The 26,594-nt window shown below is 52.3% G+C and carries 31 protein-coding genes; 24 read left to right on the plus strand and 7 right to left on the minus strand.

Annotation, left to right across the window (positions count from 1 at the left end; translation table 11 throughout):
- Window positions 1–6: 6 nt before the first annotated feature.
- From BZJ17_RS03670 to BZJ17_RS03680, 3 genes are all read left to right on the plus strand, one after another.
- On the plus strand, window positions 7–366 hold the full coding sequence (locus tag BZJ17_RS03670) for a DUF4145 domain-containing protein (protein ID WP_069590252.1): 360 nt from the start codon (window positions 7–9) through the stop codon (window positions 364–366).
- A 133-nt stretch (window positions 367–499) separates the two neighbouring features.
- A complete protein-coding gene (locus BZJ17_RS03675) occupies window positions 500–1,129 on the plus strand; it encodes a lysoplasmalogenase (RefSeq protein ID WP_077454998.1) in 630 nt (209 codons plus the stop codon).
- Window positions 1,130–1,138: 9 nt separating this feature from the next.
- Window positions 1,139–1,441 carry a DUF2007 domain-containing protein gene (locus tag BZJ17_RS03680; protein WP_077639814.1) on the plus strand — a complete coding sequence of 101 codons (303 nt, stop codon included), beginning with the start codon at window positions 1,139–1,141 and terminating at the stop codon, window positions 1,439–1,441.
- Window position 1,442: 1 nt separating this feature from the next.
- On the opposite strand, the gene BZJ17_RS03685 is transcribed toward BZJ17_RS03680, so the two are convergent.
- Window positions 1,443–1,709, minus strand: a complete 267-nt coding sequence (locus BZJ17_RS03685; RefSeq protein ID WP_069590257.1) for a DUF1145 domain-containing protein — start codon at window positions 1,707–1,709, stop codon at window positions 1,443–1,445.
- Window positions 1,706–2,317: a 16S rRNA (guanine(966)-N(2))-methyltransferase RsmD gene (gene rsmD, locus BZJ17_RS03690; protein WP_077481782.1), complete on the minus strand. Its 612-nt coding sequence runs from the start codon at window positions 2,315–2,317 to the stop codon at window positions 1,706–1,708. The genes BZJ17_RS03685 and rsmD overlap by 4 nt, the downstream gene beginning before the upstream one ends.
- 87 nt (window positions 2,318–2,404) lie before the next feature.
- On the opposite strand from rsmD, the gene ftsY reads away from it, so the two are divergent.
- From ftsY to BZJ17_RS03730, 8 genes are all read left to right on the plus strand, one after another.
- Window positions 2,405–3,721 (plus strand): signal recognition particle-docking protein FtsY, encoded by a 1,317-nt coding sequence (gene ftsY, locus BZJ17_RS03695; RefSeq protein ID WP_077639815.1) that lies wholly within the window; start codon window positions 2,405–2,407, stop codon window positions 3,719–3,721.
- Between the two features lie 2 nt (window positions 3,722–3,723).
- Window positions 3,724–4,392, plus strand: a complete 669-nt coding sequence (gene ftsE, locus BZJ17_RS03700) for a cell division ATP-binding protein FtsE (protein ID WP_077639816.1) — start codon at window positions 3,724–3,726, stop codon at window positions 4,390–4,392.
- Window positions 4,385–5,329 (plus strand): permease-like cell division protein FtsX, encoded by a 945-nt coding sequence (gene ftsX / locus BZJ17_RS03705; RefSeq protein WP_069589048.1) that lies wholly within the window; start codon window positions 4,385–4,387, stop codon window positions 5,327–5,329. The genes ftsE and ftsX overlap by 8 nt, the downstream gene beginning before the upstream one ends.
- A gap of 120 nt (window positions 5,330–5,449) precedes the next feature.
- Entirely contained in the window at window positions 5,450–6,313 is an 864-nt protein-coding gene (gene rpoH, locus BZJ17_RS03710; RefSeq protein WP_069589047.1) for an RNA polymerase sigma factor RpoH, read from the plus strand.
- 316 nt (window positions 6,314–6,629) lie between these two features.
- Complete coding sequence (gene glpE, locus BZJ17_RS03715) at window positions 6,630–6,962, plus strand: thiosulfate sulfurtransferase GlpE (protein WP_069589045.1); 333 nt, start codon at window positions 6,630–6,632, stop codon at window positions 6,960–6,962.
- Between the two features lie 15 nt (window positions 6,963–6,977).
- Window positions 6,978–7,808 (plus strand): rhomboid family intramembrane serine protease GlpG, encoded by an 831-nt coding sequence (glpG, locus tag BZJ17_RS03720; RefSeq protein ID WP_077639817.1) that lies wholly within the window; start codon window positions 6,978–6,980, stop codon window positions 7,806–7,808.
- Between the two features lie 233 nt (window positions 7,809–8,041).
- Window positions 8,042–9,403 carry a glycerol-3-phosphate transporter gene (glpT, locus tag BZJ17_RS03725; protein ID WP_077639818.1) on the plus strand — a complete coding sequence of 454 codons (1,362 nt, stop codon included), beginning with the start codon at window positions 8,042–8,044 and terminating at the stop codon, window positions 9,401–9,403.
- Window positions 9,404–9,488: 85 nt separating this feature from the next.
- Window positions 9,489–10,280, plus strand: a complete 792-nt coding sequence (locus BZJ17_RS03730) for a DeoR/GlpR family transcriptional regulator (protein WP_077480948.1) — start codon at window positions 9,489–9,491, stop codon at window positions 10,278–10,280.
- A 14-nt stretch (window positions 10,281–10,294) separates the two neighbouring features.
- On the opposite strand, the gene BZJ17_RS03735 is transcribed toward BZJ17_RS03730, so the two are convergent.
- Window positions 10,295–10,714 carry a flagellar basal body-associated protein FliL gene (locus BZJ17_RS03735; RefSeq protein ID WP_069589058.1) on the minus strand — a complete coding sequence of 140 codons (420 nt, stop codon included), beginning with the start codon at window positions 10,712–10,714 and terminating at the stop codon, window positions 10,295–10,297.
- A 158-nt stretch (window positions 10,715–10,872) separates the two neighbouring features.
- On the opposite strand from BZJ17_RS03735, the gene BZJ17_RS03740 reads away from it, so the two are divergent.
- Together BZJ17_RS03740 and ubiA are read left to right on the plus strand one after the other, a co-directional pair.
- Window positions 10,873–11,415 carry a chorismate lyase gene (locus BZJ17_RS03740; protein ID WP_077455005.1) on the plus strand — a complete coding sequence of 181 codons (543 nt, stop codon included), beginning with the start codon at window positions 10,873–10,875 and terminating at the stop codon, window positions 11,413–11,415.
- A complete protein-coding gene (gene ubiA, locus BZJ17_RS03745) occupies window positions 11,412–12,266 on the plus strand; it encodes a 4-hydroxybenzoate octaprenyltransferase (RefSeq protein ID WP_077639819.1) in 855 nt (284 codons plus the stop codon). Before BZJ17_RS03740 ends, ubiA begins: the two co-directional genes overlap by 4 nt.
- Before the next feature lie 68 nt (window positions 12,267–12,334).
- Here ubiA and plsB read toward each other — a convergent pair whose 3' ends face one another.
- Window positions 12,335–14,800: a glycerol-3-phosphate 1-O-acyltransferase PlsB gene (gene plsB / locus BZJ17_RS03750; RefSeq protein ID WP_077639820.1), complete on the minus strand. Its 2,466-nt coding sequence runs from the start codon at window positions 14,798–14,800 to the stop codon at window positions 12,335–12,337.
- 203 nt (window positions 14,801–15,003) lie between these two features.
- On the opposite strand from plsB, the gene lexA reads away from it, so the two are divergent.
- The 6 genes from lexA (at window position 15,004) to BZJ17_RS03780 (ending at window position 20,905) form a co-directional block, all read left to right on the plus strand.
- The gene (gene lexA / locus BZJ17_RS03755; RefSeq protein WP_069589035.1) at window positions 15,004–15,630 is read left to right on the plus strand and encodes a transcriptional repressor LexA; all 627 of its coding nucleotides are present in this window, start codon (window positions 15,004–15,006) and stop codon (window positions 15,628–15,630) included.
- Window positions 15,631–15,752: 122 nt separating this feature from the next.
- Window positions 15,753–16,547 carry a class I SAM-dependent methyltransferase gene (locus BZJ17_RS03760; RefSeq protein WP_347230975.1) on the plus strand — a complete coding sequence of 265 codons (795 nt, stop codon included), beginning with the start codon at window positions 15,753–15,755 and terminating at the stop codon, window positions 16,545–16,547.
- Window positions 16,548–16,784: 237 nt separating this feature from the next.
- Window positions 16,785–17,900 (plus strand): cytochrome c oxidase subunit II, encoded by a 1,116-nt coding sequence (gene coxB / locus BZJ17_RS03765; RefSeq protein WP_077639821.1) that lies wholly within the window; start codon window positions 16,785–16,787, stop codon window positions 17,898–17,900.
- Window positions 17,901–17,909: 9 nt separating this feature from the next.
- Window positions 17,910–19,511 carry a cytochrome c oxidase subunit I gene (gene ctaD / locus BZJ17_RS03770; RefSeq protein WP_077480941.1) on the plus strand — a complete coding sequence of 534 codons (1,602 nt, stop codon included), beginning with the start codon at window positions 17,910–17,912 and terminating at the stop codon, window positions 19,509–19,511.
- A complete protein-coding gene (locus BZJ17_RS03775) occupies window positions 19,501–20,028 on the plus strand; it encodes a cytochrome c oxidase assembly protein (RefSeq protein WP_077639822.1) in 528 nt (175 codons plus the stop codon). Before ctaD ends, BZJ17_RS03775 begins: the two co-directional genes overlap by 11 nt.
- A 10-nt stretch (window positions 20,029–20,038) precedes the next feature.
- Window positions 20,039–20,905 carry a cytochrome c oxidase subunit 3 gene (locus BZJ17_RS03780; protein ID WP_077455018.1) on the plus strand — a complete coding sequence of 289 codons (867 nt, stop codon included), beginning with the start codon at window positions 20,039–20,041 and terminating at the stop codon, window positions 20,903–20,905.
- Window position 20,906: 1 nt separating this feature from the next.
- Here BZJ17_RS03780 and BZJ17_RS03785 read toward each other — a convergent pair whose 3' ends face one another.
- A complete protein-coding gene (locus BZJ17_RS03785) occupies window positions 20,907–21,113 on the minus strand; it encodes a DUF2909 family protein (RefSeq protein ID WP_077455019.1) in 207 nt (68 codons plus the stop codon).
- Between the two features lie 45 nt (window positions 21,114–21,158).
- Between BZJ17_RS03785 and BZJ17_RS03790 the strand changes: the two genes are divergently transcribed.
- Genes BZJ17_RS03790 through cyoE form a run of 4 tightly spaced genes read left to right on the plus strand, consistent with a single transcriptional unit; the run spans window position 21,159 to window position 24,286 of the window.
- Entirely contained in the window at window positions 21,159–21,866 is a 708-nt protein-coding gene (locus BZJ17_RS03790) for an SURF1 family protein (protein WP_157893154.1), read from the plus strand.
- Window positions 21,867–21,874: 8 nt separating this feature from the next.
- On the plus strand, window positions 21,875–22,384 hold the full coding sequence (locus BZJ17_RS03795; protein WP_241836751.1) for a hypothetical protein: 510 nt from the start codon (window positions 21,875–21,877) through the stop codon (window positions 22,382–22,384).
- A 2-nt stretch (window positions 22,385–22,386) separates the two neighbouring features.
- Window positions 22,387–23,409, plus strand: coding sequence for a COX15/CtaA family protein (locus BZJ17_RS03800; RefSeq protein ID WP_077639825.1), 1,023 nt, complete (start codon window positions 22,387–22,389; stop codon window positions 23,407–23,409).
- The gene (gene cyoE, locus BZJ17_RS03805) at window positions 23,384–24,286 is read left to right on the plus strand and encodes a heme o synthase (RefSeq protein ID WP_077455022.1); all 903 of its coding nucleotides are present in this window, start codon (window positions 23,384–23,386) and stop codon (window positions 24,284–24,286) included. The genes BZJ17_RS03800 and cyoE overlap by 26 nt, the downstream gene beginning before the upstream one ends.
- A 4-nt stretch (window positions 24,287–24,290) precedes the next feature.
- Here cyoE and BZJ17_RS03810 read toward each other — a convergent pair whose 3' ends face one another.
- Window positions 24,291–24,539 carry a DUF3862 domain-containing protein gene (locus BZJ17_RS03810; RefSeq protein ID WP_069589015.1) on the minus strand — a complete coding sequence of 83 codons (249 nt, stop codon included), beginning with the start codon at window positions 24,537–24,539 and terminating at the stop codon, window positions 24,291–24,293.
- A gap of 219 nt (window positions 24,540–24,758) precedes the next feature.
- Here BZJ17_RS03810 and dinF point away from each other — a divergent pair, with 219 nt between their 5' ends.
- The gene (dinF, locus tag BZJ17_RS03815) at window positions 24,759–26,099 is read left to right on the plus strand and encodes an MATE family efflux transporter DinF (RefSeq protein WP_077639826.1); all 1,341 of its coding nucleotides are present in this window, start codon (window positions 24,759–24,761) and stop codon (window positions 26,097–26,099) included.
- A 58-nt stretch (window positions 26,100–26,157) separates the two neighbouring features.
- Here dinF and nfuA read toward each other — a convergent pair.
- Window positions 26,158–26,594, minus strand: a 437-nt coding sequence (nfuA, locus tag BZJ17_RS17365) for a Fe-S biogenesis protein NfuA (RefSeq protein WP_241836752.1), incomplete at its 5' end; no start/stop codon positions are given.

Below are 26,594 nucleotides of genomic sequence, written 5' to 3' on the forward strand. Positions count from 1 at the left end.
GAAACCATGGATGAAGTAGCAGTGGTGATCAAACACAGTCGGCGTTTAGAAAGCCTGCTGCGTCAGCATTACCACGCGGATGGAAAAGGCTTGCATCAGCTTATCGATAGCTGCCAAAAACGTTTGCCCAATGATGTGATCGGCAAGCTGCGTTTTGTGGCGACGATCCGCAACAAAGTGGTACATGAAGAAGGCTTTGAAGTGGACGACTTACGCCAATTCGTGTCCGTGTGCAAAGCGTGTGAAGCGGAGCTGGTCCCGCGCAGTCATCGTTTGATTTGGCGGCTGGCAGCCGGTCTTATTTTTCTCTTTACCGCCGGCGCGCTTTGGTTTTATGCACAAGTATGGCCTCAGTGGAGTGGCTAACACCAAAGGCGAATGGCGTTGCCTTCTCTTACCATCATTTTTTCTAACTGGATCTTGTTCTCACCAAGGGTAGCTGGACATCTGCCCAACGCGGCATAGACTTGGCGTCCTTGTCGTGAAAGGAATGATAATCATGTGGAGCTGGTTCGCTGTCTGTTGTTCTGGACTGCTACATATCTCCGCAGCCTACCGTGGTCCTCGCTGGCAGTTTTATCTGTTTAAGCCGCTCACTATAGTGCTGCTGGTACTGATTGGCAGTACCCAGATTACCGAGTCGACTTACGCTCAGCTCGTGCTCTCGGCGCTGCTGCTTTCGCTGGTCGGTGACATCTTCTTAATGCTGCCCAAAGATCGGTTTGTGCAGGGGCTCACCAGCTTTTTGTTTGCCCATATCGTCTATACCGTCGCGTTCTGGTATCAGTTTGATGGCCATATTGTGTGGTGGTTGCCGTCCTTGCTCTCCGGGCTCGGGATCATTGTCTTTTTGTTATTACTGCCCAGCCTCGGTAAGTTAGCGTTGCCAGTGGCTGTTTATATTGCCGTGATCGTACAAATGGCTTGGGCGGCCGGCGAGTATTGGCTCAATACCCACTCGACGCCTGCAGCATTGGCATTTGGCGGGGCCATTTTGTTTATGATCTCAGATACGGTGTTGGCGTTTTCACGCTTTAAAGGTGAATTTCGTGCTTCTCAGGCAGTGGTGATGACGACCTACTTTATGGCTCAAGCTCTGATCACCGCGTCAGTGATTTACGCATCGTGAGGCGACGGGATGGAAAAGGTCTATCAAGCCAGTAATACACTTGAAGCACACAGCCTGAAGGGGTTACTGGCGAGCCATAATATCCCGTGTTTGCTAAAAGGTGAGGCCTTAAGCGCTGCAGTCGGTGAGCTGCCGACCGACGTACAAGGTGTCACGCTGTGGGTGGCACCAGAGCATACCCATCAAGCGCGCGTGTTACTCCAAGAGTACGAAACACAAAGCCAGACGCGCTGGGTGTGCGGTCATTGTGGTGAGGCTAATGCGGGCAGTTTTGAGTTGTGCTGGCAATGCCAACACAACCGTGATGACTAGCTCAGACCATATATTTTCGACGAATATCGAGCAGCGCGAAAATACCAAAAATCAAAATGGACCACTTCTCCCAACGCGTCATCGCAATTTTATCGCCAAACGCGCCTAAGAAGATCAGCATCTGCAATCCATGCATCACCAATAAAAAGCCAGTCATAATATACAGCGCCATCGCGGCCACGCCCGGGAAGGGGTGAAACATATTGGCAATCAATACCAACCAGACAAAGGCGATGGCGGCTTTAGCCAGAATAATCAGTGCTTTCATGCATCCTCTCTAAAATACAGTCGATAATTGACTTGGCCCGCGGATTTATCTCGGTGCAACCGCCAATTCGCCGGTGCATCGTGCGTGCTGAGTTCATTCTCGGCTTCGACATAAATACAGGCATCGGGTGACAGCCAACCTTGCGATTCTAGCGCATTCAGAGTGTCTGCCAGTAATCCTTCTCGAAAGGGAGGATCAACAAAGACGATATCAAACGGTTCACCCTGATGGCCTGCGCGCAATTTGGCTAAGGCGTCGCCTTGTACCACATTCGCCTGCGCTGCCTGTAACTGGGTGAGGTTGGTGCTCAGCTGTTTGGCCGCTTGAGGATTCATTTCGCAAAATGTGACCCATGCAGCGCCGCGTGAGAGAGCTTCAAATCCCAACCCGCCACTACCAGCAAAAACATCCAAGCAGCGGGCACCAGGTAGATAGGGGGCTAACCAGTTAAACACCGTTTCTTTGACTCTGTCTGTGGTGGGGCGCAGGCCTTGCGCATCCTGTACTGCCAACTTACGGCCACGCCAGCGGCCAGCAATAATTCTCACAGTACCTGCCGCACGTGATGGCGAAGCAGATGAAGGTTTCCGGGAGGCGCGTTTAACCATAGATTTTTTGACCGTAAAGAAGGTGATAGACTATGCCGATTCGGTAATGTGCCGCTGATTGTACCAAGCATGCTTTAGGATTTGCCAATGGCAGAAAAAAAGAAACGTGGATTAATGTCGTGGCTGGGTTTCGGCCGCAAAAAAGAACAGCCAGAACCAGAACAAGAATCGCATACTCAGCCGTCAGACGTGGCGGAAGACGCGGTGGAGTCAGCCACATCGGTTGATAGCCTCAATGATCAGGCTGCATCACAAAATGAACAAGAAAGCCTTGCGCCTGAGGTAGAAAGCGACACGCATACCGTGCCAGAGCCAGAGCCAGAGCCAGAGCCAGAGCCAGAGCCAGAGCCAGAGCCAGAGCCAGAGCCAGAGCCAGAGCCAGAGCCAGAGCCAGAGCCAGAGCCAGAGCCAGAGCCAGAGCCAGAGCCAGAGCTAGACTCACACTCACAATCTGCTGCGGTTCGCGAGCGGGAAAGACCGCAGCGCGAAGGCTTTTTTGCCCGCCTAAAACGTGGCTTACAAAAAACCAAGACCAACTTAGGATCTGGGTTCTTTGGCCTATTTAGTGGCAAAAAGATCGATGATGAACTGTTCGAAGAGCTTGAAGAACAGTTGCTGATTGCCGATGTGGGCATGGAAGCAACCACCAAAATCATTGATAACCTGACCGATAAAGCTAGCCGTCGCGATCTGAAAGATGGGGAAGCCCTGTATGGCATTCTCAAACAAGAAATGGCGCAGATGCTGGAAAAAGTCGAACAGCCGCTGGTGATTAGCGATCAAAAGCCCTATGTGATCTTAATGGTTGGCGTGAACGGGGTGGGCAAAACCACCACCATCGGCAAGATGGCGCGTCAATTCCAAGACCAAGGCAAATCGGTGATGCTAGCTGCTGGTGACACCTTCCGAGCCGCCGCTGTCGAGCAACTTCAGGCTTGGGGCGAGCGTAATCACGTACCTGTGATTGCCCAGCACACCGGCGCTGACAGTGCCTCTGTGCTTTATGATGCGATTGAGGCGGCGAAAGCCCGTAATGTGGATGTGGTAATTGCCGACACCGCGGGACGCTTGCAAAACAAAGCCAACTTGATGGAAGAGCTGCGTAAAATTGTGCGTGTAATGCAAAAACTGGATGTTGGCGCGCCGCATGAAGTGATGCTGACCCTTGATGCTGGCACCGGACAAAACGCGATCAGCCAAGCGAAACTGTTTAATGACATTGCGCCGCTAACCGGTATTACCCTCACAAAATTGGACGGGACCGCCAAAGGTGGCGTCATTTTTGCCGTGGCTGAACAATTTAATATTCCCATCCGCTATATTGGGGTAGGCGAAGGCATTGAGGATCTTCGCACCTTCAATGCCAATGACTTTATCGAGGCCTTATTTAGCCGGGAGGAGTAACCGTGATCCAGTTTCAGCAGGTCAGCAAAGCCTATCGAGGCGGCCGCCAAGCACTGCAAAAAGTGAATTTCGACTTGCCTAAGGGTGATATGGCGCTACTTACCGGCCACTCTGGCGCGGGAAAGAGCACCTTGCTGAAGCTGATTTGTGCCATTGAGCGGCCCAGTGATGGGCAGATTTTTTTCAATGGTCATGATATTTCTCGGATCCCTCGTCAAGATATTCCCTTTTTGCGCCGTCATTTAGGGATCATCTTTCAAGATCACAAGCTATTGATGGACGCGACTGTGTATGAAAACGTCGCGCTCCCTTTGCGTATTGAGCAACAGTCAGACAACGAGATCAAAAAGCGGGTTTCGGCGGCGCTGGATAAAGTCGGCTTACTGGATAAAGCGCGTTGTTATCCTATTCAGTTGTCAGGGGGTGAACAGCAACGTGTTGGAATTGCCCGTGCGGTGGTGAATCGTCCCCAAGTACTGCTGGCCGATGAGCCAACCGGTAATTTGGATGCTGCATTATCGGCGCAAATCATGGAGCTCTTTCGCTTGTTCAACCAAGTGGGCGTCACCATTCTAATGGCCACCCATGATACGTCCTTGCTTGAACAATATCGCCATTTGCGTCGTTTTGAACTCAATCAAGGCAGCTTGGCGGAGGTACGTCATGGCTGAAGGCTTTGTACAAACCCAGCGCCGACACGCACGTGCGGCATGGCAAGATCTCTTTCAACGCCCGGTTGGGAATTTGCTCACTCTGACGGTACTGGCCGTTGCCCTGTCTTTGCCAGTCACTTTCTACTTACTGGCTAAAAACGTCTTGGCAGTGACCGACCAATGGCACAACCCAGCGGAGTTGAGTGTCTATCTTGATAAAGCGCAGACCGAGGCACAATCGCAAGCCCTTGCTAGCGATATTCGCGGTTGGTCTGATGTGGCCAGTGTGACCTATATTTCGCCCTCACAAGGGCTCGATACTTTGCGTGTCCAACGTGGCTTTGAGCAGGCCGTTAGCTTGCTCGACAACAACCCACTTCCGGCGGTGTTAGTGGTCGTGCCGCGCGTCGATGTGTCTGCCTCTGATAGCGGAACACAGGTTGCGCTCAGCCAAGTGGCGCAAGGGTTATCGGCGAAGCTCACTGCATTGGATGGTGTCGAAGAGGTACGTCTCGACAGCGATTGGCTAGCCAGACTGGAAGCGATCAAGCACATCGCTATCACCTTGGCTTGGTTGTTCTCGGGGCTGATGCTGGCAGCGGTGCTGCTAGTGGTCGGCAATACCCTGAGGTTACAGGTGCTCCATCATCAATCCCGTATTCAAGTGATGAAGATGGTGGGGGCAACCGACAGCTTTATTTTGCGTCCCTATCTCTACATGGGCGCTTGGTTAGGCGGATTGGCGGCGGTGTTGGCATGGGTGATTACCGCATTAAATACGTTTTTAATGGATGCGGCGGTTAGTCAATTGGCACAGCTTTATGACAATCGCTTTACGCTCACCGGACTTGGTTGGGATGAATCTTTGCTATTGTTGATGGTGTCCACCTTATTAGGGGTGTTGGCCGCGGTGTTGGCGACACGTCGTCATCTAAAAGAAATTGAACCTGTGTAGACTTATTGCGGTCATAGAGCACGAGACACACAACAGGGCTTGCAGTTTTACCCCGCTTGGGTATATTTTTGCATGCTTAATCAGCAATTCGGTCTTCGACGATTCGGAAACGAGGTTTGAATGACAAAAGAGATGTACGCACTGGCCCCCATCGCACAGGATAACTTAGACAGTTACCTGCAGGCGGTGAATAGCCACCCCATGCTCACTGCCGAAGAAGAGCATGCGTTGGCCGAGCGTCTCCATTACCATGGTGATCTTGAGGCAGCGAAATCGCTGATCCTCTCACACTTGCGTTTTGTTGTTCATATCGCCCGTGGATACACCGGATACGGCTTACCCATGGCAGATTTAGTGCAAGAGGGTAACATCGGCTTGATGAAAGCGGTCAAACGCTTTAACCCAGAAGTTGGCGTTCGCCTTGTCTCCTTTGCGGTGCACTGGATCAAAGCCGAAATTCACGAGTACGTGCTGCGTAACTGGCGTATCGTTAAAGTGGCAACCACCAAAGCACAGCGTAAGCTGTTCTTTAACCTGCGCAAAAACAAAAAGCGCTTGGGGTGGTTTAACAACGATGAAGTGAACATGGTGGCGGAGCAACTTGGTGTAGATGCAGCAGAAGTCCGCGAGATGGAAGCACGTCTCGCCGCGCAAGATGCGACCTTCGAAGCCCCAGCAAACGCCGATGATGAGCGTGATGGCGCCGCCATGGCTCCAGTCTACTATTTAGAAGACAAGAGCTCTGACGTTGCGGCCTCGCTAGAAGCGGAAAACTGGGAATCGCACGCGAACCGTCGTCTTGCCCATGCACTGGCTGCATTGGATGAGCGAAGCCAACACATTGTTCGCGCACGTTGGTTGGATGATGACAAGGCCACGTTGCAAGACTTGGCGGATCATTACCAAGTGTCGGCTGAGCGGATTCGCCAGCTTGAAAAAAATGCGATGAAGAAATTGAAACATGCCATGGGTGACGCTCTATAGCGCTATCCATGCGAATAAACCGGCCTGCGGGCCGGTTTTTTTATATCTGTTGATCATCAGAGTTGGATAGTTTCACGAAACTTATTCACAGCTTATCCATGATCAGATCTATATCTAGTGGATCCTCTTCTACGATCTTCGCTTATCAACGCAATCCACACCTTTTTCCACAGACGATCAATAAATAACCATGACCTAACCTGTCTAACAAGCGAGGGGGCCTAAACTCAGGTACAATGCCGCTTATAACGAGCGGCGCGATAGCATCGTGCTACATAACTTTGGGAATAACTCTGTGAGTGGAGTGGAATTAGGTATGGATCAGTTTGCTCATATCTCTGTGACCGATGCGTGGGAAATGCTGCGTGATGATCAGCAAAATGCAGTATTAGTGGATATTCGCGATCCACAAACCTTTCAAGTGGCACACTCTCAAGGTGCCTTTCACTTAACCAACGACACCTTGGTCGCCTTTATGGATCAGGTCGACTTTGATCAACCCGTACTGGTGATGTGCTACCACGGCATTAGCAGCCAAGGGGCGGCACAGTATTTAATTAACCAAGGGTTCGAGTCTGTCTACAGTGTCGATGGTGGCTTTGAGGCTTGGCATCGTCAGGCCCTGCCGACTGAGTCAGGACTGGAATAGGCGCAAGGAGCCTCTATGCAAAAAATGGCGGTACTGCCTAACGCTCGGCTAGCGCAGGCATTTGTCGATTATGCAGCAGCGCATAAGGTGGCGATTGAGCTGGCACCGGAAGCGGATGCCCAAGTGGCGTTGTGGCTGGTTGATGACAGCCAGGCCGCCTGGGTTGAACAAGAACTGGCCCGTTTTGTGGCGGAGCCTATGCATAGCCGCTATCAGGCTGCGTCTTGGCAGGTAGCGGAAACCCGTCACGCTCGGTTTCATTATCCCTCCGCAGGGTTATGGCAAACGGTGAAAGACAAATCTGGTCCAGTGACGATTACTGTGATGATCGCGTGTGCCGCCTTGTTTGCCATGATGATCTTGGGCGGGTTTGAGGTCGTCGTGCGCAGCTTGCTGTTTCCCGCTGACAGCGAGCAGCGCTGGCAATTGTGGCGGTTGTTTAGTCACGCCCTGCTTCATTTCTCGGCGCTACACATCGTCTTTAATTTGTTGTGGTGGTGGGTCCTTGGGGGACGTATCGAGCAACGGGCTGGTGGCAGCAAGCTGATGCAGATTTTCCTCTTTGCCGCCCTTTTTTCGGGTCTGGGGCAATATTGGCTGGAAGGGCCTTATTTTGGCGGTTTATCCGGCGTGGTTTACGCGCTTTTAGGCTATTTATGGTGGTTAACGTGGCTCGCCCCCGAGCGCGGGTTAACCATTGAGAAACCGTATGTCGTGTTTATGTTGGCATGGTTAGTGATTGGGTTCTTCCAACCACTGGGTATGAATATCGCCAATATGGCGCACGTGTTTGGTTTAGGCGTCGGTTGCTTACTCGGCCTTTGGGATGCCAAACGCGCGGCCTAACATTGTCCGTCAAACAAACGCAAACGAAAAAGAGCAGATTACTGCTCTTTTTTTATTCGAACGCACATTTTTATTGTTCTAGATCGATAATTTATGTTCGGATTCACGGTTTTTGTTTTCATTTTGAGTAAATATTCCACCCGTTGAGCGTATTCGAATATTTCAATGCTCACTCTTTTGATTTGTAACCCTTTTACCTATCCATCGCGTACATCTTACTGAGGAACCCTCTCATGTTTGGAATCTTTCGTCCGGCACCTCACCGGCAAAGATTGCCAGAATCGCAAGTCGGCTCAACCTACACCCGACTGCGTTGGCAATTGTTTATTGGTATTTTCATCGGTTATGCCGGTTACTACCTAGTGCGTAAAAACTTCAGCTTGGCGATGCCATTTCTTATTGAAGAATATGGTTTTAGCCGCGGCGATCTTGGCTTTGCATTAGCTGCTGTCTCGATCGCTTACGGTCTGTCCAAGTTCCTCATGGGCAGCGTGTCTGACCGCTCTAACCCTCGCTACTTCTTAAGTGCTGGCCTATTAATGTCATCGTTGGTGATGTTCTGCTTTGGCTTTATGCCGTGGGCAACCAGCAGTATTACCATCATGTTTATCCTGCTGTTTATTAACGGTTGGGTGCAAGGCATGGGCTGGCCGGCTTGCGGGCGTACCATGGTGCACTGGTGGTCACGCCGCGAGCGTGGTGAGTTGGTGTCTGTTTGGAACGTGGCGCATAACGTGGGGGGCGGCTTGATTGGTCCGCTATTCTTGCTTGGCCTATGGCTGTTCAATGACGACTGGCGTGCCTCTTTCTATGTCCCGGCGTTTTTTGCAGCCTTGGTCGCGGTATTCATCTGGTTAACCCTACGCGATACCCCGCAATCATGTGGTTTGCCACCGATTGAAGAATACAAAAACGACTATCCAGAAAACTACGACGAAGAAGCCTTTGAGAAGGAAATGACCGCCAAAGATATCTTCGTGACGTATGTACTGAAAAACCGTCTTTTGTGGTACATCGCGATTGCTAACGCCTTTGTCTACTTGATTCGCTATGGCGTATTGGACTGGGCACCTGTGTATCTGGATGAAGCCAAAGGCTTTACCGTCGATAAGTCCTCATGGGCTTACTTCCTCTACGAGTGGGCGGGGATTCCGGGCACACTGCTGTGTGGTTGGATGTCAGATAAGTTCTTCAAAGGGGCACGTGCGCCGGCGGGTGTGCTGTTCATGGTCTTAGTCACCTTGGCGGTATTAGTCTATTGGTTTAACCCTGCGGGTAATCCGGGCGTCGATATGGTCGCGTTGGTGGCGATTGGCTTCTTGATTTATGGTCCTGTGATGCTGATTGGCTTATATGCGCTTGAGCTTGCACCGAAAAAAGCGGCCGGTACGGCGGCAGGTTTAACCGGACTATTCGGTTACCTCGGTGGAGCAGTGGTGGCCAATATTGCATTGGGTTATACCGTGGATCACTTTGGTTGGGACGGTGGCTTTATGCTCCTTACCGGCGGCTGTATCTTGGCGATTTTCTTCCTATGCTTAGCATGGGTAGGTGAGAGCCGCGTGCGTCGTGAGTCACCGGCACATGCTGCCTAAACAATCAGTCTTGGCATTGCCCATAGGCAATGAGTAAACTAGAAAGCCCCCGTGACCGCGGGGGCTTTTTGTAAGGGGAGATGCAGTGAAGCAAAACAAACGTCATCAGCAAATCATTGATCTGGTTAAGTCACAAGGATACGTGAGCACGGAAGACTTGGTTGAGCGCTTCAATGTCAGCCCGCAAACGATTCGACGCGATCTCAATGAATTGGCCGCAGAGAACCACATTCGCCGCCATCACGGTGGGGCGACAGTACCGTCGAGTTCGGAAAACACCGCGTATGCAACGCGTAAGGTCTTACAGCAGCACGAAAAAGACACCATTGCTCAAGCTTTGGTGAAGCACATTCCGGATGGTGCGACCTTGTTTATTGATATCGGCACCACACCGGAGGCGGTCGCGCGCGCGTTACTCAATCACCATAACTTACGGGTGGTGACCAATAACTTAAATGCCGCTGCTATCTTAATGCCCAAGCAGGATTTCACCCTGATTATTGCAGGGGGCGAAGTGCGCAACCGTGACGGGGGTATTGTGGGTGAAGCTACCCTCGATTTTATCTCCCAGTTCCGCCTCGACTTCGGCATTTTGGGGATCAGTGGCATTGATGATGATGGGTCGCTGCTCGATTTTGACTACCACGAGGTACGTGTCAAAAAAGCGATTCTAGATAACAGCCGCTGTGTGATGCTAGCTGCCGACCATACCAAGTTTGGTCGTAATGCCATGGTGAATCTTGGCAACATTACCCAACTCGATATGGTCTTTACCGATGCCGAGCCACCGAGCAATGTGCGCGATATGCTGTTAGCGCAAGGTGGCCACCTTGAAGTGGTGCCCAGTGATGCTGAGCAAGATGCGTTATCCGCGTAGCGGATAACGATCGCTTATTGGTATAGGTACTTGGTAAACAAGAGATCGGCGAGAATGCGTCGATTGGTTTCTGCTAATAAGAGCTCATTGACGCGCTCTAGGCAGGCTTTACGGATTGCTTCTCGACCGGATAGCGATTTTATCTTGGTGACGGTTTGCTGACTCAAGGTCTCGATGATGGCATCACGGATCAGCGGCGCATGGTATTCCAGCTCTCGCACCAGTTTCGGGTCATCGACCATCAGCTCCACTTTGACATTGATAAAGCCGAGCCGGCTCCCCTCAGTGACATAGTTGGTGGTGATCTCAGGCTCTAGGGAAAAGTAGCTGTATTTGGGCGCTTGTCCATCACCCTCTGCTTCAGCGAACACGGCCGAGCTGGTCAGTAATAATAGGCCGACCAAGGCCATCCATAAGGTTTGAATCTTTCTCATATCCACCCAGCAATTCAGTTGCTCATATGATAGGGTTAGGCCGCCCTGCATTCTCCAATCGGGACTGGCTTGCTACAATTGCCAGCCGAGTATAGCAATATTGTAAGCCACCGAGGGGATGAAGCGGGCGAATTTTGCGCGATGTGGCACAGGAAACAATGTCGGATTTAAATCAAACCTATTTGGCGGCGCTGAAACAAGCGCGCTGGGAACGACCAGATATCGCCGCGTTAAAACGCTCTCAACATGGGAGTTGGTTACTCGAATCGCATTCGATGACGGCTCGACTCAAGCGCCACTGTCAGCGCTTTGATGTGGATGTGGTCAACGTGTATCAACTGACGCCGGATAAACTGACCACGGATGAAGTGGCATTAATCGGTCACGAGGCGTGCGTGGTGCGTGAAGTGATCTTAAAGGGAGACGGCCACGCATGGGTTTGTGGGCGCACGCTGTTGCCCGCTTCCACGCTTGAAGGACAAGGCGGTTACTTGAACGCCCTAGGCGCCGTGCCGTTAGGTCAGCATGTCTTTAAACAGCGCGCATCGCGCCGTGATGCGATTGAAGTGGCGGAAGTAGCGATGCCAACGGGTGGCCTTCAGGCGCGTCGCTCGCGGCTTTGGCTACATAACCGTCCGATGTTGGTGGCGGAATTGTTTTTACCTGATTCGCCCATGTACGGAAAGGAGATCCCCGCATGAGCCCTAAGTTAGTGGCGCTGGCTCAACTGGCCCGTCTTGACCGCCCGATTGGGACCTTATTATTTTTATGGCCAACCTTGTGGGCCTTATTTTTGGCTGCCGACGGTCTACCGCCCTTCGATGTGTTGGCGGTTTTTGTATTGGGCGTATACATGATGCGTGCCGCCGGATGCGTGATTAATGACTATGCGGACCGTCATTTTGATGGCCATGTTAAACGCACCAAGGACAGGCCACTGCCGTCTGGACGTATTAGCGAAAAAGAGGCGCTGGCGCTCTTTTTTGGCTTGGTTCTCGCCTCGTTTGCGCTGGTATTAACGCAAAACCTGTTGACCATTCAACTGTCCTTTGTCGGTGTCGCCTTGGCGTTTGTCTATCCCTTTATGAAGCGTTATACCCATCTTCCTCAATTGGTATTGGGGCTGGCGTTTAGTTGGGGGATCCCGATGGGATTTGCCGCCGTACAAGACACCATTCCTCCCGTTGCGTGGCTTTTGTTTATGGCAAATAACTGTTGGATCATTGCCTACGACACCCTTTATGCCATGGTCGACCGAGATGATGATTTGAAGATCGGGGTGAAATCGACCGCCATTTTATTTGGCCGTTGGGACAAAGCGGCGATTGGTGGTTTGCAATTATCGACACTGTTACTGCTGATGTTAGTGGGGAATTGGCTGGCCCTATCGGCAGGCTTTCATTGGAGCTTGCTGGCCGCGTTCGCGTTGTTTGTTTACCAGCAGTATTTAGTGCGTGAGCGAGAAAGAATGCCTTGCTTTCAGGCATTTATGAACAATAACCATGTGGGTTTGGTGATTTTTCTGGGCGTCTTAGCGGGCGTATACCTCTAAGCAATCACTGACCCTGACACATAAAAAAGGCGCATCATGCGCCTTTTTTAGTGCTCAATATCGGATGCTTATTGCCCGCTGTCGGACTCGGTGTTTTCTGCGCGGCCCGTCAGTGGCTGGTTCAGCACGGCCTGAATGGTGAGCTGGACTTCCGGTGAAATCAGCCCGCATACCAAATCATTCAGTGCTTGGATGCGCTCAGCATTAGCTTTGGCATCATCATCGAGATAGCCTTGCTCACGGAGCGTATCCACAAAGGTACTGAACACGCCTTTATCAAAAAACTCCGGCGCGTTGATCCCGTGTAGGCGGCTTAAACGCTGTGCCAACATTTGGCTGTGTTTTTCCAGATCACGCTTTTCAATATGCGGCTGGTGGGTGTACAAGGTCAACGTAATTGCATAGCGTTGCAAGGTTTCGACGATGGTACGCCCCAGCAATTGCAACTCACCCAGCTTGGCATTGTTCATGGTCACTTTATCGTCGTTACAACAAATCAGCGACTGTGACTGCATGGCATGCAATAGCGCATCAAAGTAGCTATCTAAGCTGGCTTGGTCAAAACTCATAAACAGCTCGGCTTTGAGCAGCGGATAAAGCTGCTGCACGCAGGCGCGTAAGCCACTTTGGCTGATGGTTTTGTGGGTGATCAGGATCTGCGCAATCAATGAAGGCAGCGCCACCAAATGGATCACGTTGTTGCGATAATAGGTCATCAAAATCGCTTGCTGACGGTTCAGCGAGATCACATCGCCCATGGTGTCTTTCTCGACCACAAACTTATTCAGTGACAACGCATGGTCGACTAAGTCTGCGGGACTGTCTTGCGGCACACTGCAACAGGCCGAATACGGCGCTTGTGTAAGCAGCTGTTGATACACCGCCAGTTGGGTCTCCAATGCCTCGCGGCTTAAGGCACGTTGACGTGAGGCCAGCAGCGCGGTGGCACAAAGGGTCAGGGCATTAGTGGCGGCCGCATCGTTAATCCGAGTCATCACTTTTTCAGCCAAGTCATTGACCACTGGGTTCATCCAAGCGGGTTTCTGCGGCTCGATCGGATTGATGTAATCATGCCAGTCCGGCACCTTGTCGTTTAGGTGTTGGTTCAGTGGAATAGGCTCGCCAAAGTTGACGTACCCCAGTCCGTAGTTACGCAGCTTGCGCACAATGCCTACCACTTGACCAAAGCTCTCTTTCTCTTTGCGTTGGCCTTGCAGCTCTTTGGCGTAGGTGCTGACCTCCATCACGTGCTCGTAGCCAATATAGACGGGCACCAAGGTGATTGGGCGTTGTTGACCGCGAAGCATGGCTTGCAAGGTCATGGCAAGCATCCCCGTTTTCGCCGGTAGCAAGCGACCTGTGCGTGAGCGGCCGCCCTCGGAGAAGTACTCGACCGAATAGCCGCGGGCAAATAACTCTGCCAGGTATTCACGGAAAACGGTGGAATACAGGCGGTTGCCTTTAAAGCTGCGACGAATAAAGAAAGCGCCACCACGGCGGAATAAGGGCCCAGCCGGGAAGAAGTTAAGGTTTACGCCGGCGGCAATATGCGGCGGTACCAATCCTTCTTTATACAGCACATATGACAGCAACAAGTAGTCCATGTGTGAGCGGTGGCAGGGCACATAGACAATTTCATGGCCGTCTTGCGCCAACTGACGCACGCGCTCGGCGTTATTGACATTGATGCCTTGGTATAGCTTGTTCCACAACCAAGTCAGTAGGCGATCACTATAGCGAATCAAGCGATAGGAGAAGTTGGCGGCGATCTCTTCCATCATATCGACCGCTTCTTTGCGCACTTTCTCAACCGAGACATTGCGGCTTTGCGCTTCATCGTGAACCACTTTGTCGATCGCTTTCGAGGACAGCAGACGCTTAAAGAGTAAGGCGCGATTCGGGAGGCGAGGTCCCGAGGCAGCGAGTTTTTGACGCGAGAAGTGGATCATCGCCACCCGCGCGAGTTTATGCGCGATCGCTTGGTCGGTGCCGTGCTTGTCGGCCATATAGCGTAGCGATACTGCTTGGCTGATACGCACCATGCCATCACGGCCACGGGTCAGAATCGTCCACAGTTTCTCAGGGCCGTTCATGGCGCGCAAAATCGCTTGATCGCGCTGCGTTTCGTTGCCCGGGTCCCGTTGCCACAGCACCGAGGCGGGGACGAGCTGAATATCTAGCTCACTGTCTTGACGATGAAGATTAAGTAAATCTTTAAAATGCGCCAAGGAACGGGCGGGTAAATCTTGCTGACCACTAAATACCTTACGGCCGTGGCTAATAAACACGTAGCGCGGCAAAGTAGTATCCCCAATGGTAAGGGGCTTTAACGGATCAGGTAGCCCTTGACGCAAACAGGTACGCCTGAGGGTTAGCAAATCCGTGTGGGAGTGAAACGGCAGCACATAGACGATGGGCCGTGTTAACGATAGATTGAGCTGCTCAATTGGTTCGGATGGAATACAGTGGGTTTTTACCCATGCAGAGAGCGGCAAATTCAATAGCTTATAATAGAGTTTTTGCCAGAGAGCCATAACGGTTAGCGCCTCAAAATCAAAATGCGCGCCAAGGATAGCAGAAAAGTACGGCGAACTCGCAACGAAAGGTCGGGAAATTACGCTAACCCGCCGTTTCAAGCCACAATGAGATCCGCTTCTCGCTGCGCGAATTAGGCCTTTTCAAGCATTTAATTACTGGATATACTCACAGTTAACTGTATAAAAAGACAGGTAAGAGCATGAAGCCGTTAACCGCGAGACAACAGCAGGTTTTTGATTTAATCAAAGCCCATATCGAAGAGACAGGGATGCCGCCGACCCGTGCCGAGATTGCTCGTCAGTTGGGTTTTCGTTCCGCGAACGCGGCGGAAGAGCATCTAAAAGCCTTAGCCCGTAAAGGGGTGCTGGAGATTATTCCCGGCGCGTCACGAGGCATTCGTTTGATTTGCGAAGAAGAAGTGGTCGCCCCAGAAGATCAAGGTTTGCCGCTGATTGGTCGCGTGGCGGCTGGTGAGCCGATATTGGCGCAAGAGCATGTCGAAAGTCATTACCAAGTTGACCCTGCCTTGTTCAAACCGCGCGCTGACTTTTTATTACGCGTCAATGGCATGAGCATGAAAGACATCGGTATCCTAGATGGCGATCTACTGGCGGTACACAAGACCCAAGATGTGCACAATGGCCAAGTCGTTGTCGCTCGCGTTGATGACGATGTGACCGTGAAGCGTCTTGAGAAAAAAGGCGCGCAAGTGGTATTGCACGCTGAAAATGACGAATTTATGCCGATCTCGGTGGATTTAACCGCACAATCACTGACCATTGAAGGCGTGGCTGTGGGTGTGATCCGTAACGCCGATTGGATGTAATAGGTTTCTGGCACGGGCGTCGCTCGCCCGTGATTTGACCGCGGTTAAAAAAACACCTTTGCATTATTGCTCAAGCAAACGATAATTATTATCATCTATAATTATCGTATGTGGAGGTGTCCGTGCGTACTCAACAGCATTCTGTTCCTAGCAAGCTATTTAAGCCGATGTGGCTGCGCAGCCGTGAGAGCCTTACCGATGATGGGGTGATTTACGATCCGGTGGCGGCTGCAGCCTGTCAGGGATGTGTTCTCCAGCCCGAATGTGATTGGCACAACTTGGATCAAACCCAGTTGCTTTATGCCACGCTTACCAGTCAATGTGATGCGATTGTAAAACAATTCTTAGCCCAGCATCCCACCGCGTGGATTATCAACGTGGGAGGCGGACTCGATACCCGTTTTTACCGTCTCGACAATGGCCGTTGCCGTTGGCTAGAGGTAGATGTCGACGAAACCTTACTCTGGCGTGAGCGACTCTTTCATACCAGTGAACGGTTTCGGATGATGCAGGGCTCGGTCAAGCAGCTTGATTGGCTGGATCAGTTAGCGGTACCTGCCGGTCACCCCACCATGCTAATTTGTGACCAAGCCTTACTGGAGTGCAGTAACCGCGAAATTTCAGCCTTTTGCCATCATATCAGCCGCCACTTTCCGCAAATGGAAGCATGTTTAGTGCTGGCGGGGGACAAATGTCATACTCGCATGGGACAAAAGCTGGGCTGCGAACAGTACCAACATGGTTTTGCCGACCCGAGAATGGCGATCGTGAACGCGTTGCCGTGGGCGTGCCGTGTAGAAGAAAAATCACCGCTCGATAAACCCTGTCCCCGTTGGCGGTTGTGGCAACGTGCATTAGCGGCCATGCCACGCTATCGTCTCCGTTTCACGCCTGTTGTCCTTCATATCGAGTTATAGCTTTTCGCGCTATCGCTTTTCTGCCGTCGTGCTCACACAAGGTGGGCACGTGTCTGGCTTTATGATCTTTTTCGCCTCGATTCTTTGTCCTTTTCGTCATCCTTGCCTAACTTAATTGTAAATAAAACGTTAACTATCGTTAGTGATTGTATCTGTGCATATTCTCGCCAGCGTCAATCATGAGTGAGGCAGGAGGAAGCCGTGTTGAGGCGCCGATTACTACTTTTGATAGGAACAATGCTCCTTCCTGCAGTGGGTGTGCATGCTGCAGAACGAGAAGGTTGGAACCTCACCCAAGGGGTCACGGCCATCAGTCAGCAGGTGTATGACCTGCACATGACCATCTTTTATATCTGCGTTGCGATTGGCGTGCTGGTGTTCGGGGTGATGTTTTGGGCCATTATCCGCCATCGTAAATCCAAAGGCGCTAAACCCGCCTCATTCCATGAAAGCACCAAGGTAGAAATTGCGTGGACGCTCGTGCCGTTTTTGATTTTGGTGGGTATGGCGATTCCGGCCACCCAAGTGTTACTCGATATGGAAGACACCACCGAGCCGGACCTGACGGTGCAGGTAACGGGCTCACAATGGAAGTGGCATTACCGCTATTTTGACCATGACGTTGCCTTTTTTTCTCTGCTTGCCTCCAGCCCCGAACAAATCCGCAATGAAAGACAAAAGCGTGACACCTATTTACTCGAGGTCGATCAGCCTCTGGTGTTGCCAGTTGGGCGCAAGGTGCGCTTTTTAATCACCTCACAAGATGTGATTCATTCGTGGTGGGTGCCCGCCTTTGCGGTGAAGAAAGACGCTAACCCCGGTTTTATTAATGAGGCGTGGACCAAAATTGATAAGCCCGGCATTTATCGCGGCCAATGTGCAGAGCTGTGCGGTAAAGACCACGGCTTTATGCCGATTGTGGTGATCGCCAAGCCTCAAGAGGAATTTGATACTTGGGTGCAAAAAACGGCGCTAGCACAGCAAAAAGCGCGCGAAGAGGAGCAACGCTTGCTGGACATGGAAATGCCGATGGATGAGCTGATGGCGCTTGGCAAGCAAGTGTATGACAGCCGCTGTGGCATGTGTCACCAAAGCGAAGGACAAGGGATGCCGGGCGTGTTCCCCGCGTTGGCCGGCGCTGAGATTGCCATTCAGCCGGATAGGTTGGTCGATCATATTGATATTGTCGTCAACGGCAAAGCAGGCACCGCCATGCAAGCGTTTGGTCCGCAACTGTCGCTCAAAGAATTGGCGGCGGTGGTGACTTATGAGCGCAATGCGTGGGGCAATGACACCGGTGATACCGTACAAGCTGCGCAAATCAACGCGGTGAAGTCAGGTGAAGATCTTTAGGAGCGTGTGATGACAGATACTACCCCAGATACCTTGCATGACGATCATCACCACAAACCGCGTGGGATCATGCGTTGGGTGTTGACCACCAACCACAAAGATATTGGCTCCATGTATCTGATTTTTAGCTTCACCATGTTTTTACTGGGTGGGGCGATGGCGATGGTTATTCGTGCTGAGCTTTTCCAGCCCGGCCTGCAACTGGTTGAGCCTAACTTTTTCAACCAAATGACTACAGTACACGGCCTGATCATGGTGTTTGGCGCGGTGATGCCCGCGTTTACCGGTTTGGCTAACTGGATGGTGCCGATGATGATAGGGGCGCCGGACATGGCGCTGCCACGAATGAATAACTGGAGCTTTTGGATCCTGCCGTTCGCGTTCTTACTGCTTATTGGTTCCTTGTTTATGGAAGGCGGCGGCCCTAACTTTGGCTGGACGTTTTACGCACCGCTGTCGACCACTTATAGCCCAGACAGTACCGGCCTGTTTGTCTTCGCCCTGCATATCATGGGGATCAGCTCAATCATGGGCGCCATCAATGTGATTGTCACCATCACCAATATGCGTGCGCCGGGCATGACCTACATGAAAATGCCGCTGTTTGTTTGGACGTGGCTGATCACTGCCTTTTTGTTGATTGCGGTGATGCCGGTATTGGCAGGGGCCGCCACCATGGTGCTGACAGATAAATACTTTGGCACTAGCTTTTTTGATGCCGCGGGGGGCGGCGATCCTGTGATGTTCCAGCATATTTTCTGGTTCTTTGGTCACCCCGAGGTCTACATCATGATTTTGCCCAGCTTTGGCATTATCTCGGCAATTGTCCCCGCGTTTTCACGTAAGCGCCTGTTTGGCTATAGCTCGATGGTGTATGCCACCGCCTCGATCGCGGGGTTAAGCTTTTTGGTATGGGCGCACCATATGTTCACCACTGGGATGCCTGTGTTTGCCGAATTGTTTTTCATGTTCTGCACCATGCTGATCTCGGTGCCGACTGGGGTGAAAGTCTTTAACTGGGTCGCCACCATGTGGCGGGGATCCCTGACCTTTGAAGTACCCATGTTGTTTGCAATTGCCTTTATTGTGTTGTTCACCATCGGCGGGTTTTCGGGCTTGATGCTGGCGATCACGCCGGTCGATTTTCAGTATCACGATACCTATTTTGTGGTGGCGCATTTCCACTATGTGCTGGTTTCGGGGGCGGTGTTCTCGATTATGGCCGCGGCTTACTACTGGCTCCCCAAGTGGACTGGCCATATGTTTAATGAAACCTTGGCCAAGTGGCACTTTTGGTGCTCGGTGATTTCGGTCAATGTGCTTTTCTTCCCTATGCACTTTCTGGGGCTGGCGGGGATGCCACGCCGGATCCCCGATTATGCGCTGCAATTTGCGGACGTGAACGCCATTGTCAGCATCGGTGGCTTTGCCTTTGGCTTGTCGCAACTTATTTTCCTCGCGGTGGTGATCAAATGCGCGCGTGGCGGTGAGCCTGCTGCGGCGAAGCCGTGGGAGGGTGCCGAAGGGCTGGAGTGGACAGTGCCATCACCCGCACCGTATCACACCTTTGAGACACCGCCAGATCTGAAGGAGGTGCGCGATGGCCACTGAGTCTGCGCGCTCGGTGCGCCGCTTACTGCTGCTCGCAGTCGCGATGTTTGGCTTTGCGTTTGCCTTAGTGCCTTTGTATGACGTGTTCTGTGACGTTACTGGGATCAATGGCAAAACCGACAATGAGGCCGCCGCATCCAGTGCGGGCATTGACCAAGATCGCTTGGTGACCATTGAATTTATTGCCTACATCAACCCGGGGATGCGCTGGACGTTCGAGCCCCAAGTTAAACGTATGCAGGTACACCCCGGTGAAACCCATACCATCAACTACCTAGCCACCAACAATGCGCGCTATGACACCATTGGCCAAGCGGTGCCTTCGGTCTCACCTGGGATAGCCGCGCAATACTTGAACAAAATTGAATGCTTTTGTTTTAACCGTCAGCCTTTACCGCGTGGCGAGGATGCGGCTTTGCCCCTCGTGTTTTACGTGGATCCTGAGCTGCCGGATGACATTAACCACTTAACGCTGGCCTACACCTTGTTTGATGTGACCGCCAGCGCCAAGGAATAAGGAGGCGCTCATGGCGACGCCTGAACGTTATTATGTCCCTGCGGCGAGTATTTGGCCGATTGTTGGTGCGGTGGCGCTGTTCTTGATTGCCGCTGGCGCAGGTGCCACGGTGGGCGGTTTATTTGGTGGCAATGGCCCTTGGCTGTTACTGGCCGGTACCGTACTTATTTTGGTTATGCTCACCGGTTGGTTTCGCGACGTGATCCGCGAATCCATGCAAGGGCTGTACTCGGCCCAAATGGACCGCTCTTTTCGCCAAGGAATGAGTTGGTTTATTTTCTCTGAAGTGATGTTTTTTGGCGCTTTTTTTGGTGCGCTCTTTTATGCCCGCTTTATCGCCGTTCCGTGGCTGGGGGGCGCGAGTAACAATGCGATGACGGCCGCGGTATTGTGGCCAGACTTCGTCGCTCAGTGGCCACTCACTTTAACCCCGGGCGGGATTGAAACCACCGCGATGCCCGCGATGGGGTTACCGCTGTTAAACACCTTTATCCTCCTGACCTCCTCAGTGACGCTCCAGATTGCCCATACCGCGATGGAGAAAAATCAACGGGGGCGAATTAAAAGCTTCCTATTGGCCACGGTGTTATTAGGCGCATTGTTTATGTTTTTTCAGGGCGAAGAATATATCCATGCTTACCAAGAAATGGATCTACGTCTCGACTCTGGGGTCTATGGCAACACCTTTTATTTATTAACTGGGTTTCATGGCCTACACGTTACATTAGGCACCATCATGTTGTTTGTGATTTGGTTACGTGTATTACGCGGCCACTTCACGCCGACACAACACTTTGGTTTTCAAGCCAGTGCTTGGTATTGGCACTTTGTTGATGTGGTGTGGTTATGCTTGTTCGTTTTTGTATACATCTTATAGATCAATAGGGGCGTGGGTTGGGGGTAATCCAGCCCATTGAGAGCGCCAATAAAAGCAGTAAGAAGATACAGACGGAAAATAAAACGCGACGGCCCAAAAAGCGAGATAAAGGCACGGAGCGATCGCCATTGAGCAAGACAGGAATGGCACGAAATAAGTTAAATAAAATAAAGATCAGCAAACAAATCAGAATAGCTTTGACCAGCATAAGCGCTCCTTAGCGCAATAGGTAATCATGAAACAAGGACGGCGAATGGGGTTTCTGATATTGACTGTGGTTGTGGTCGCGCTACTCGTCAAGTTAAGTCATTGGCAATGGACGCGTGGCGTGCAAAAAGCCCAACACTTGGCACAGTTTGATGCCAATCAAGCCCCCAACTCACTTTCAGGCATGGTGCGAAAAGGCCAACGGTTGACGCTCGACGGCCAGTTTCGCCCTGAATTTGCTGTGTGGCTGGATAATCAGACCCACCAAGGTCAGGTTGGCTATCGCCTTTTTCTTCCTTTTGTGCCGAGCCAACAGCCATCGCAATGGTGGCTGGTGGAATTGGGCTGGGTGGCCGCGCCAGCATTGCGCCGCTTGCCGGCTGTGCCCGTGTTGGCATCGCGCTACCAGCTGTCTGGCTTTGTCGATACACCCTCTGAGCGGGTGGTACTCAAGGAAGAAACGGCATCGCACGCCTGGCCCGCTCGGGTTCAGCGCATTGATTTACAAGCGCTTAACGCCCAACTGACAACGCTGAATACGCAGTGGTTGATACGGACAGAAACATTGATGGATGTGACCACGCCGAGTCGGGATGCCTTGGCGCAAGCGGGGATTACGCCGGTGTGGCAGCCGGTGGTGATGCCACCGGTAAAACACTATGGCTATGCCTTGCAATGGGCACTCATGGCGCTCGCAGTCAGTATTGGCGCGGGCATCTGGTGGTACAAAACAAAACAGAGGGAAGCGGTGTGAAAGGACGCATGACGCTCCTAGCATTGATTGGTATTTTTGTCCTGCCTGTGGTGGTGGCGAAATTGGTGCTAGAGCAAAGCTGGTATGAAAAAGGGGTCACTAATTACGGACAGTTTCTCGCTGAGCCGGCGACCTTGAATTGGTTGCCTGAGCAAGGCCAGTGGCGGTTGATTTATCGGGTGCCAGAGCAATGTGATTCGGTATGTGAGCAAGCCCTGTTTCAGTTAACACAAATTCCGATTGCGGTCGGCAAAGAGCGCGATCGGGTCACTAGCGTGGCACTGACAAGCTCGACCCCTAACGCGCCAGAAGTACTGACATGGCAAACCCTGACGACGGAGCAGGCGCAGGCATGGCAGCAGCAAGCATTTGATAAAAATACCATTTATCTTAGCGATCCGATGAACAATGTGGTGCTGGCCTATCCGGTCAGTGACGATAAAACGAAGTGGGTGGCGCAAGGTAAAGGCTTATTGCGCGATCTCAAACGGCTTCTTAAATTATCGAAGGTAGGCTGATTATGGCAACACGTCGCTACCAACTCGCCGTCTTATCGACACTGATACTGGCCGTGCTGGTGGTCGGGCTTGGCGCGTTTACCCGCCTCACTGAAGCGGGGCTGGGCTGCCCAGACTGGCCCGGATGCTATGGCCATTTGGCAGTACCGGCCAGTGAAAGCGCGCAATCGGTCGCCATGTCGCGTTTTCCTGATGCGCCGCTTGATATCAATAAAGCATGGAATGAAATGCTGCACCGCTACGTGGCGGGCACCTTAGGGCTGGCGATTTTTGCGTTGGCGTGGATCAGCTGGCGACGTCCTGACTATCAGGCTTTACGACCACTGACCACCTTGCTCAGTGTAGTGGTCATCGCGCAAGCCACCCTAGGGATGTGGACCGTGACTTTAAGTTTGATGCCGGTGGTGGTGATGGCGCACTTACTCGGTGGTTTCACCACGGTATGCTTGCTAGTTTGGCTGGCGGTGGCGACAGGCGCGCTCCGATTGCCGGTGTTTTCGATGTCGTCATCGGCGCGCCGTGTGGGCACGTTGGCTTTGGTCGCGGTGATTGTACAAATCGGTCTCGGCGGCTGGACCTCCGCCAACTATGCCGCCACCGTCTGCACTCAGCTACCTATCTGCGAGAGCCCTTGGTGGCAGCTTTTCACCCCCTCCGCTTTTCATCCCGTCAGTCCTCTTAGCGAAACCTATCAATTTGGCGTGCTGAACCATGCCGAGCGGGTGACCATTCATGCCACCCACCGTCTGGGCGCCATGGTGGTCACTGTATTAGTGCTCGCTTGGGCATGGATGCTGTGGCGTGCAGGGGCGCGCGCGCTGGCAATGGCAGTGAGTGGTGTGCTGGCGATGCAGATTACGTTAGGGGTGACCAATGTGGTCGCGCTACTGCCGCTGAGTGTGGCGGTGGCACACAACTTAGGGGGGTTATCACTGTTGGTTACGTTGCTGATCACTCGTCGTTTATCTCTTTCCTCGTCACTATCTCAAGGAGCTCGTGATGGCACAGTTTCAACGTACCGCTAGTGTTTCGACACGGGTTGGCGCCAATTGGCGTGATTATTACGAGCTAACCAAACCGCGTGTGGTTGCTATGTTGCTTCTCACCGCGTTGGTGGGCATGTGCTTAGCCACTCCCGGCTGGCCACCTTGGTCGGCAGTGCTGGTGGGATTGTTTGGCATTGGTGCGCAAGCCAGCGCAGCGGCGGTGTTTAATCACGTTATCGACTGGAAAATTGACACGAAAATGCAGCGCACCCGCCATCGCCCCGTTGCCGAGGGACGAGTGAGTCAAGGCGCCGCGTTGGCCTTTGCGGTGATACTGATGGTGATGGGATTCATTGCCTGTTGGTGGCTGAACCCGCTCACGGCTTGGCTAACGTTTGCCAGTCTAGTCGGGTATGCGTTGGTGTATACCCAGTGGCTTAAACCCGCGACCCCGCAAAATATCGTGATTGGCGGGTTGGCGGGTGCAATGCCGCCTTTGCTAGGATGGACCGCGGTCACCGGAGAGCTTCACGCCCACGCGCTGCTGCTGGTGATGATCATTTTTACTTGGACGCCGCCTCACTTTTGGGCGTTAGCGATACATCGCCGCCATGATTATGCCAAAGCCGATGTGCCGATGCTGCCTGTCACTCATGGGGTAGGGTTTACCCAAACTATGGTCTTGCTTTACACCCTACTGCTGGTCATCGTGGGCATTTTCCCTTGGCTGACCGGGATGAGTGGTTGGTTGTATCTGGTAGGGGCGACCACGTTAAATCTGGTCTTTGTCGGTTACGCTTGGCGACTGAAAACCCAGTCGCAAAAAGGCATCGCGTGGCAGACCTTTAAGTTCTCGATATGGCATATCTTCGCGACCTTTGTGGTGCTCCTTGCCGACCACGCGTTGCGCTATTAAGGGCCTACTTTAGCCCTTGCGCCGACAGTACGGTGGCTTTATCGGCGACAAAAGACACTTTGATGTGCTTACCATCGCCGCCCCACACACAGTGGGTTAAGCCCATGGTGTCGTCGCATTGGCTAGGCTCGCCAATGTGGCTCACAACCGCGTCATAGCTCATGCCCACTTCGAGCTGATCGTAGTTTTGCTTGGTCACTTTCGAGCAACCCGCTAGCAATACCGCCAGAACACAGGCAAAAAATACACGCATAACCTTTCCTTATTTACAGAGGTGATGAGCCTAGTTGGCGCAGTGCAACTGATGCAGTGCAATGGCCGCTCGTCGATTAGATTGTCGCAATGGTACACTGCTGCATCGATAAGGGCCACCCGCTGACCTTGCCGGTTATCGCTGCAATCGTGTTCTTTATCAAAAATGATACATCATCCTGACGCATAGCGTGGCGTCCAATATTGAGAACGAGGAAGTATGTGGCAGTCTCTCACTCAGCGTGAGCTTCATTGGCGGGTCTTATCGCTGGCTTTACCTATGGTGATCTCCAATATCACCGTCCCCCTGTTAGGGTTAGTGGATGCCGCGGTGATCGGCCACTTAGACCATGCATGGTATTTAGGTGGTGTGGCGGTTGGCAGCACCATGATAAATGTGACCTTTTGGCTGTTGGGCTTTTTGCGTATGGCGACCACCGGGTTTACCGCGCAAGCCTATGGCGCGAGTGATAACCGTGAGCTGGCGGCCACCTTTGTGCGTGGCGCGTCCTTAGCGGGCTTGCTGGCTGTACTGTTGATCGCACTGCATGTGCCTATTTTAGAGGGGGTGATGCACTTTAGTGATGCCAGCGCCGAGGTGAAACATTACGCGAGCCAGTACTTCTCCATTCGGATCTTTAGTGCGCCGGCGACCTTGATGAACTTGGTGATCATGGGTTGGCTACTGGGGGCGCAAAATGCGCGCCAGCCAATGTGGCTGCTGATTATGGTTAACAGTACCAATATTGTCCTTGATTTGCTGTTTGTGGTGGGTCTCGATATGAAAGTCGAAGGAGCTGCTGCAGCGAGTGTGGCGGCCGATTATCTCGGCCTCATGTTGGGGCTCTATTTTGTCAAAGGTATCTGGCAATCGCGTCAGTTACCGACCGTTCGGTCGGTGTTTGAGCGCGGGCTAACTGGGATGAGCCGCTTGCTTAAGCTTAATCGAGACATCTTTTTACGCAGCCTTAGCTTGCAGTTGGCGTTTACCTTTATGACCTTCCAAGGGGCGACACTCGGTGATGACATTGTGGCCGCCAATGCGGTGCTGATGAGTTTTCTGATGTTGATTTCTTTTGCAATGGACGGCTTTGCCTATGCGATGGAGGCAATGGTGGGTAGAGCGATTGGCGCGCAGAGCAAGTCTGCGTTGTTGGTGTCATTGATAGGTAGCACGTTTTGGTCGTTGGTAATTTGCCTGGCTATCACGCTGGCATTTGGTGTGGCAGGCCGTCACATCATTGCGCTGATTTCCGACATCGAGGCGGTGCGTGACCAAGCGGCGCGTTATTTACCTTGGCTAGTGGCCATGCCTTTAGTGTCGATGTGGTGCTTTTTGCTCGATGGTATCTTTATTGGTGCGACGCGGGGTAAAGACATGCGCAATGGGATGTTCGTCGCCACCGCGGGCTTTTTTGCTGCATGGTGGCTAGCGCAAGATTGGGGCAATCACGCCCTGTGGTTAGCGATGCTTACTTTTATGGCGCTACGAGGGCTCAGTCTCGCGGTGTGCTTTGTTTACCACTGGCGACGAGATAGCTTTTTTGACGTCACGCACTGAGACCTATAAACAAAAAAACAGGCCAGTTGGCCTGTTTTTGCGATGGAAAGGCAGCGTCTTAATAGTAAGAGTGATCGCCACGCGCGTGCTCGGTCACATCGCGCACACCCTTTAGCTCACCGCTGAACTCGGCCAGCAACTGCTTTTCGATCCCTTCTTTTAAGGTTACGTCTACCATTGAGCAGCCATTACAACCGCCACCGAATTGCAAAATCGCCACGGCGTCATCGGTGATTTCAATCAAGTTAACATGGCCGCCATGGCTGGCAAGCTGTGGGTTGACTTGGCTTTGAATCACGTAATCAACACGCTCCATCAAAGGCGCATCGGAGGCCACTTTCCGCATTTTCGCATTCGGTGCTTTCAGCGTCAGCTGTGAGCCCATTTTATCGGTGACAAAGTCGATTTCCGCTTCGTCTAAAAACGGTAGGCTTAGCTCATCAATGAAAGCAGAGAAGCCGTTGAATTTGAGTTCGGTATCGCTGCTTTCTACTG

This window comes from Salinivibrio sp. IB574 (assembly GCF_001996205.1).
GTDB classification, from domain to species: Bacteria; Pseudomonadota; Gammaproteobacteria; order Enterobacterales; family Vibrionaceae; genus Salinivibrio; species Salinivibrio proteolyticus.

What these genes read in the sequence shown, in the direction of transcription:
- ubiA (WP_077639819.1), top strand. Translation starts at nt 11,412, where the DNA reads ATGAGCCCTAAGTTAGTGGCGCTGGCTCAACTGGCCCGTCTTGACCGC.
- BZJ17_RS03685 (WP_069590257.1), bottom strand. Translation starts at nt 1,709, where the DNA reads ATGAAAGCACTGATTATTCTGGCTAAAGCCGCCATCGCCTTTGTCTGG.
- BZJ17_RS03675 (WP_077454998.1), top strand. Translation starts at nt 500, where the DNA reads ATGTGGAGCTGGTTCGCTGTCTGTTGTTCTGGACTGCTACATATCTCC.
- ctaD (WP_077480941.1), top strand. Translation starts at nt 17,910, where the DNA reads ATGACAGATACTACCCCAGATACCTTGCATGACGATCATCACCACAAA.
- BZJ17_RS03775 (WP_077639822.1), top strand. Translation starts at nt 19,501, where the DNA reads ATGGCCACTGAGTCTGCGCGCTCGGTGCGCCGCTTACTGCTGCTCGCA.
- rsmD (WP_077481782.1), bottom strand. Translation starts at nt 2,317, where the DNA reads ATGGTTAAACGCGCCTCCCGGAAACCTTCATCTGCTTCGCCATCACGT.
- plsB (WP_077639820.1), bottom strand. Translation starts at nt 14,800, where the DNA reads ATGGCTCTCTGGCAAAAACTCTATTATAAGCTATTGAATTTGCCGCTC.
- BZJ17_RS03735 (WP_069589058.1), bottom strand. Translation starts at nt 10,714, where the DNA reads ATGAGAAAGATTCAAACCTTATGGATGGCCTTGGTCGGCCTATTATTA.
- lexA (WP_069589035.1), top strand. Translation starts at nt 15,004, where the DNA reads ATGAAGCCGTTAACCGCGAGACAACAGCAGGTTTTTGATTTAATCAAA.
- ftsY (WP_077639815.1), top strand. Translation starts at nt 2,405, where the DNA reads ATGGCAGAAAAAAAGAAACGTGGATTAATGTCGTGGCTGGGTTTCGGC.
- BZJ17_RS03740 (WP_077455005.1), top strand. Translation starts at nt 10,873, where the DNA reads ATGTCGGATTTAAATCAAACCTATTTGGCGGCGCTGAAACAAGCGCGC.
- dinF (WP_077639826.1), top strand. Translation starts at nt 24,759, where the DNA reads ATGTGGCAGTCTCTCACTCAGCGTGAGCTTCATTGGCGGGTCTTATCG.
- glpG (WP_077639817.1), top strand. Translation starts at nt 6,978, where the DNA reads ATGCAAAAAATGGCGGTACTGCCTAACGCTCGGCTAGCGCAGGCATTT.
- BZJ17_RS03790 (WP_157893154.1), top strand. Translation starts at nt 21,159, where the DNA reads ATGGGGTTTCTGATATTGACTGTGGTTGTGGTCGCGCTACTCGTCAAG.
- cyoE (WP_077455022.1), top strand. Translation starts at nt 23,384, where the DNA reads ATGGCACAGTTTCAACGTACCGCTAGTGTTTCGACACGGGTTGGCGCC.
- glpE (WP_069589045.1), top strand. Translation starts at nt 6,630, where the DNA reads ATGGATCAGTTTGCTCATATCTCTGTGACCGATGCGTGGGAAATGCTG.
- BZJ17_RS03785 (WP_077455019.1), bottom strand. Translation starts at nt 21,113, where the DNA reads ATGCTGGTCAAAGCTATTCTGATTTGTTTGCTGATCTTTATTTTATTT.
- BZJ17_RS03795 (WP_241836751.1), top strand. Translation starts at nt 21,875, where the DNA reads ATGACGCTCCTAGCATTGATTGGTATTTTTGTCCTGCCTGTGGTGGTG.
- glpT (WP_077639818.1), top strand. Translation starts at nt 8,042, where the DNA reads ATGTTTGGAATCTTTCGTCCGGCACCTCACCGGCAAAGATTGCCAGAA.
- rpoH (WP_069589047.1), top strand. Translation starts at nt 5,450, where the DNA reads ATGACAAAAGAGATGTACGCACTGGCCCCCATCGCACAGGATAACTTA.
- BZJ17_RS03810 (WP_069589015.1), bottom strand. Translation starts at nt 24,539, where the DNA reads ATGCGTGTATTTTTTGCCTGTGTTCTGGCGGTATTGCTAGCGGGTTGC.
- BZJ17_RS03670 (WP_069590252.1), top strand. Translation starts at nt 7, where the DNA reads ATGGATGAAGTAGCAGTGGTGATCAAACACAGTCGGCGTTTAGAAAGC.
- BZJ17_RS03800 (WP_077639825.1), top strand. Translation starts at nt 22,387, where the DNA reads ATGGCAACACGTCGCTACCAACTCGCCGTCTTATCGACACTGATACTG.
- ftsX (WP_069589048.1), top strand. Translation starts at nt 4,385, where the DNA reads ATGGCTGAAGGCTTTGTACAAACCCAGCGCCGACACGCACGTGCGGCA.
- coxB (WP_077639821.1), top strand. Translation starts at nt 16,785, where the DNA reads ATGCTCCTTCCTGCAGTGGGTGTGCATGCTGCAGAACGAGAAGGTTGG.
- BZJ17_RS03780 (WP_077455018.1), top strand. Translation starts at nt 20,039, where the DNA reads ATGGCGACGCCTGAACGTTATTATGTCCCTGCGGCGAGTATTTGGCCG.
- BZJ17_RS03680 (WP_077639814.1), top strand. Translation starts at nt 1,139, where the DNA reads ATGGAAAAGGTCTATCAAGCCAGTAATACACTTGAAGCACACAGCCTG.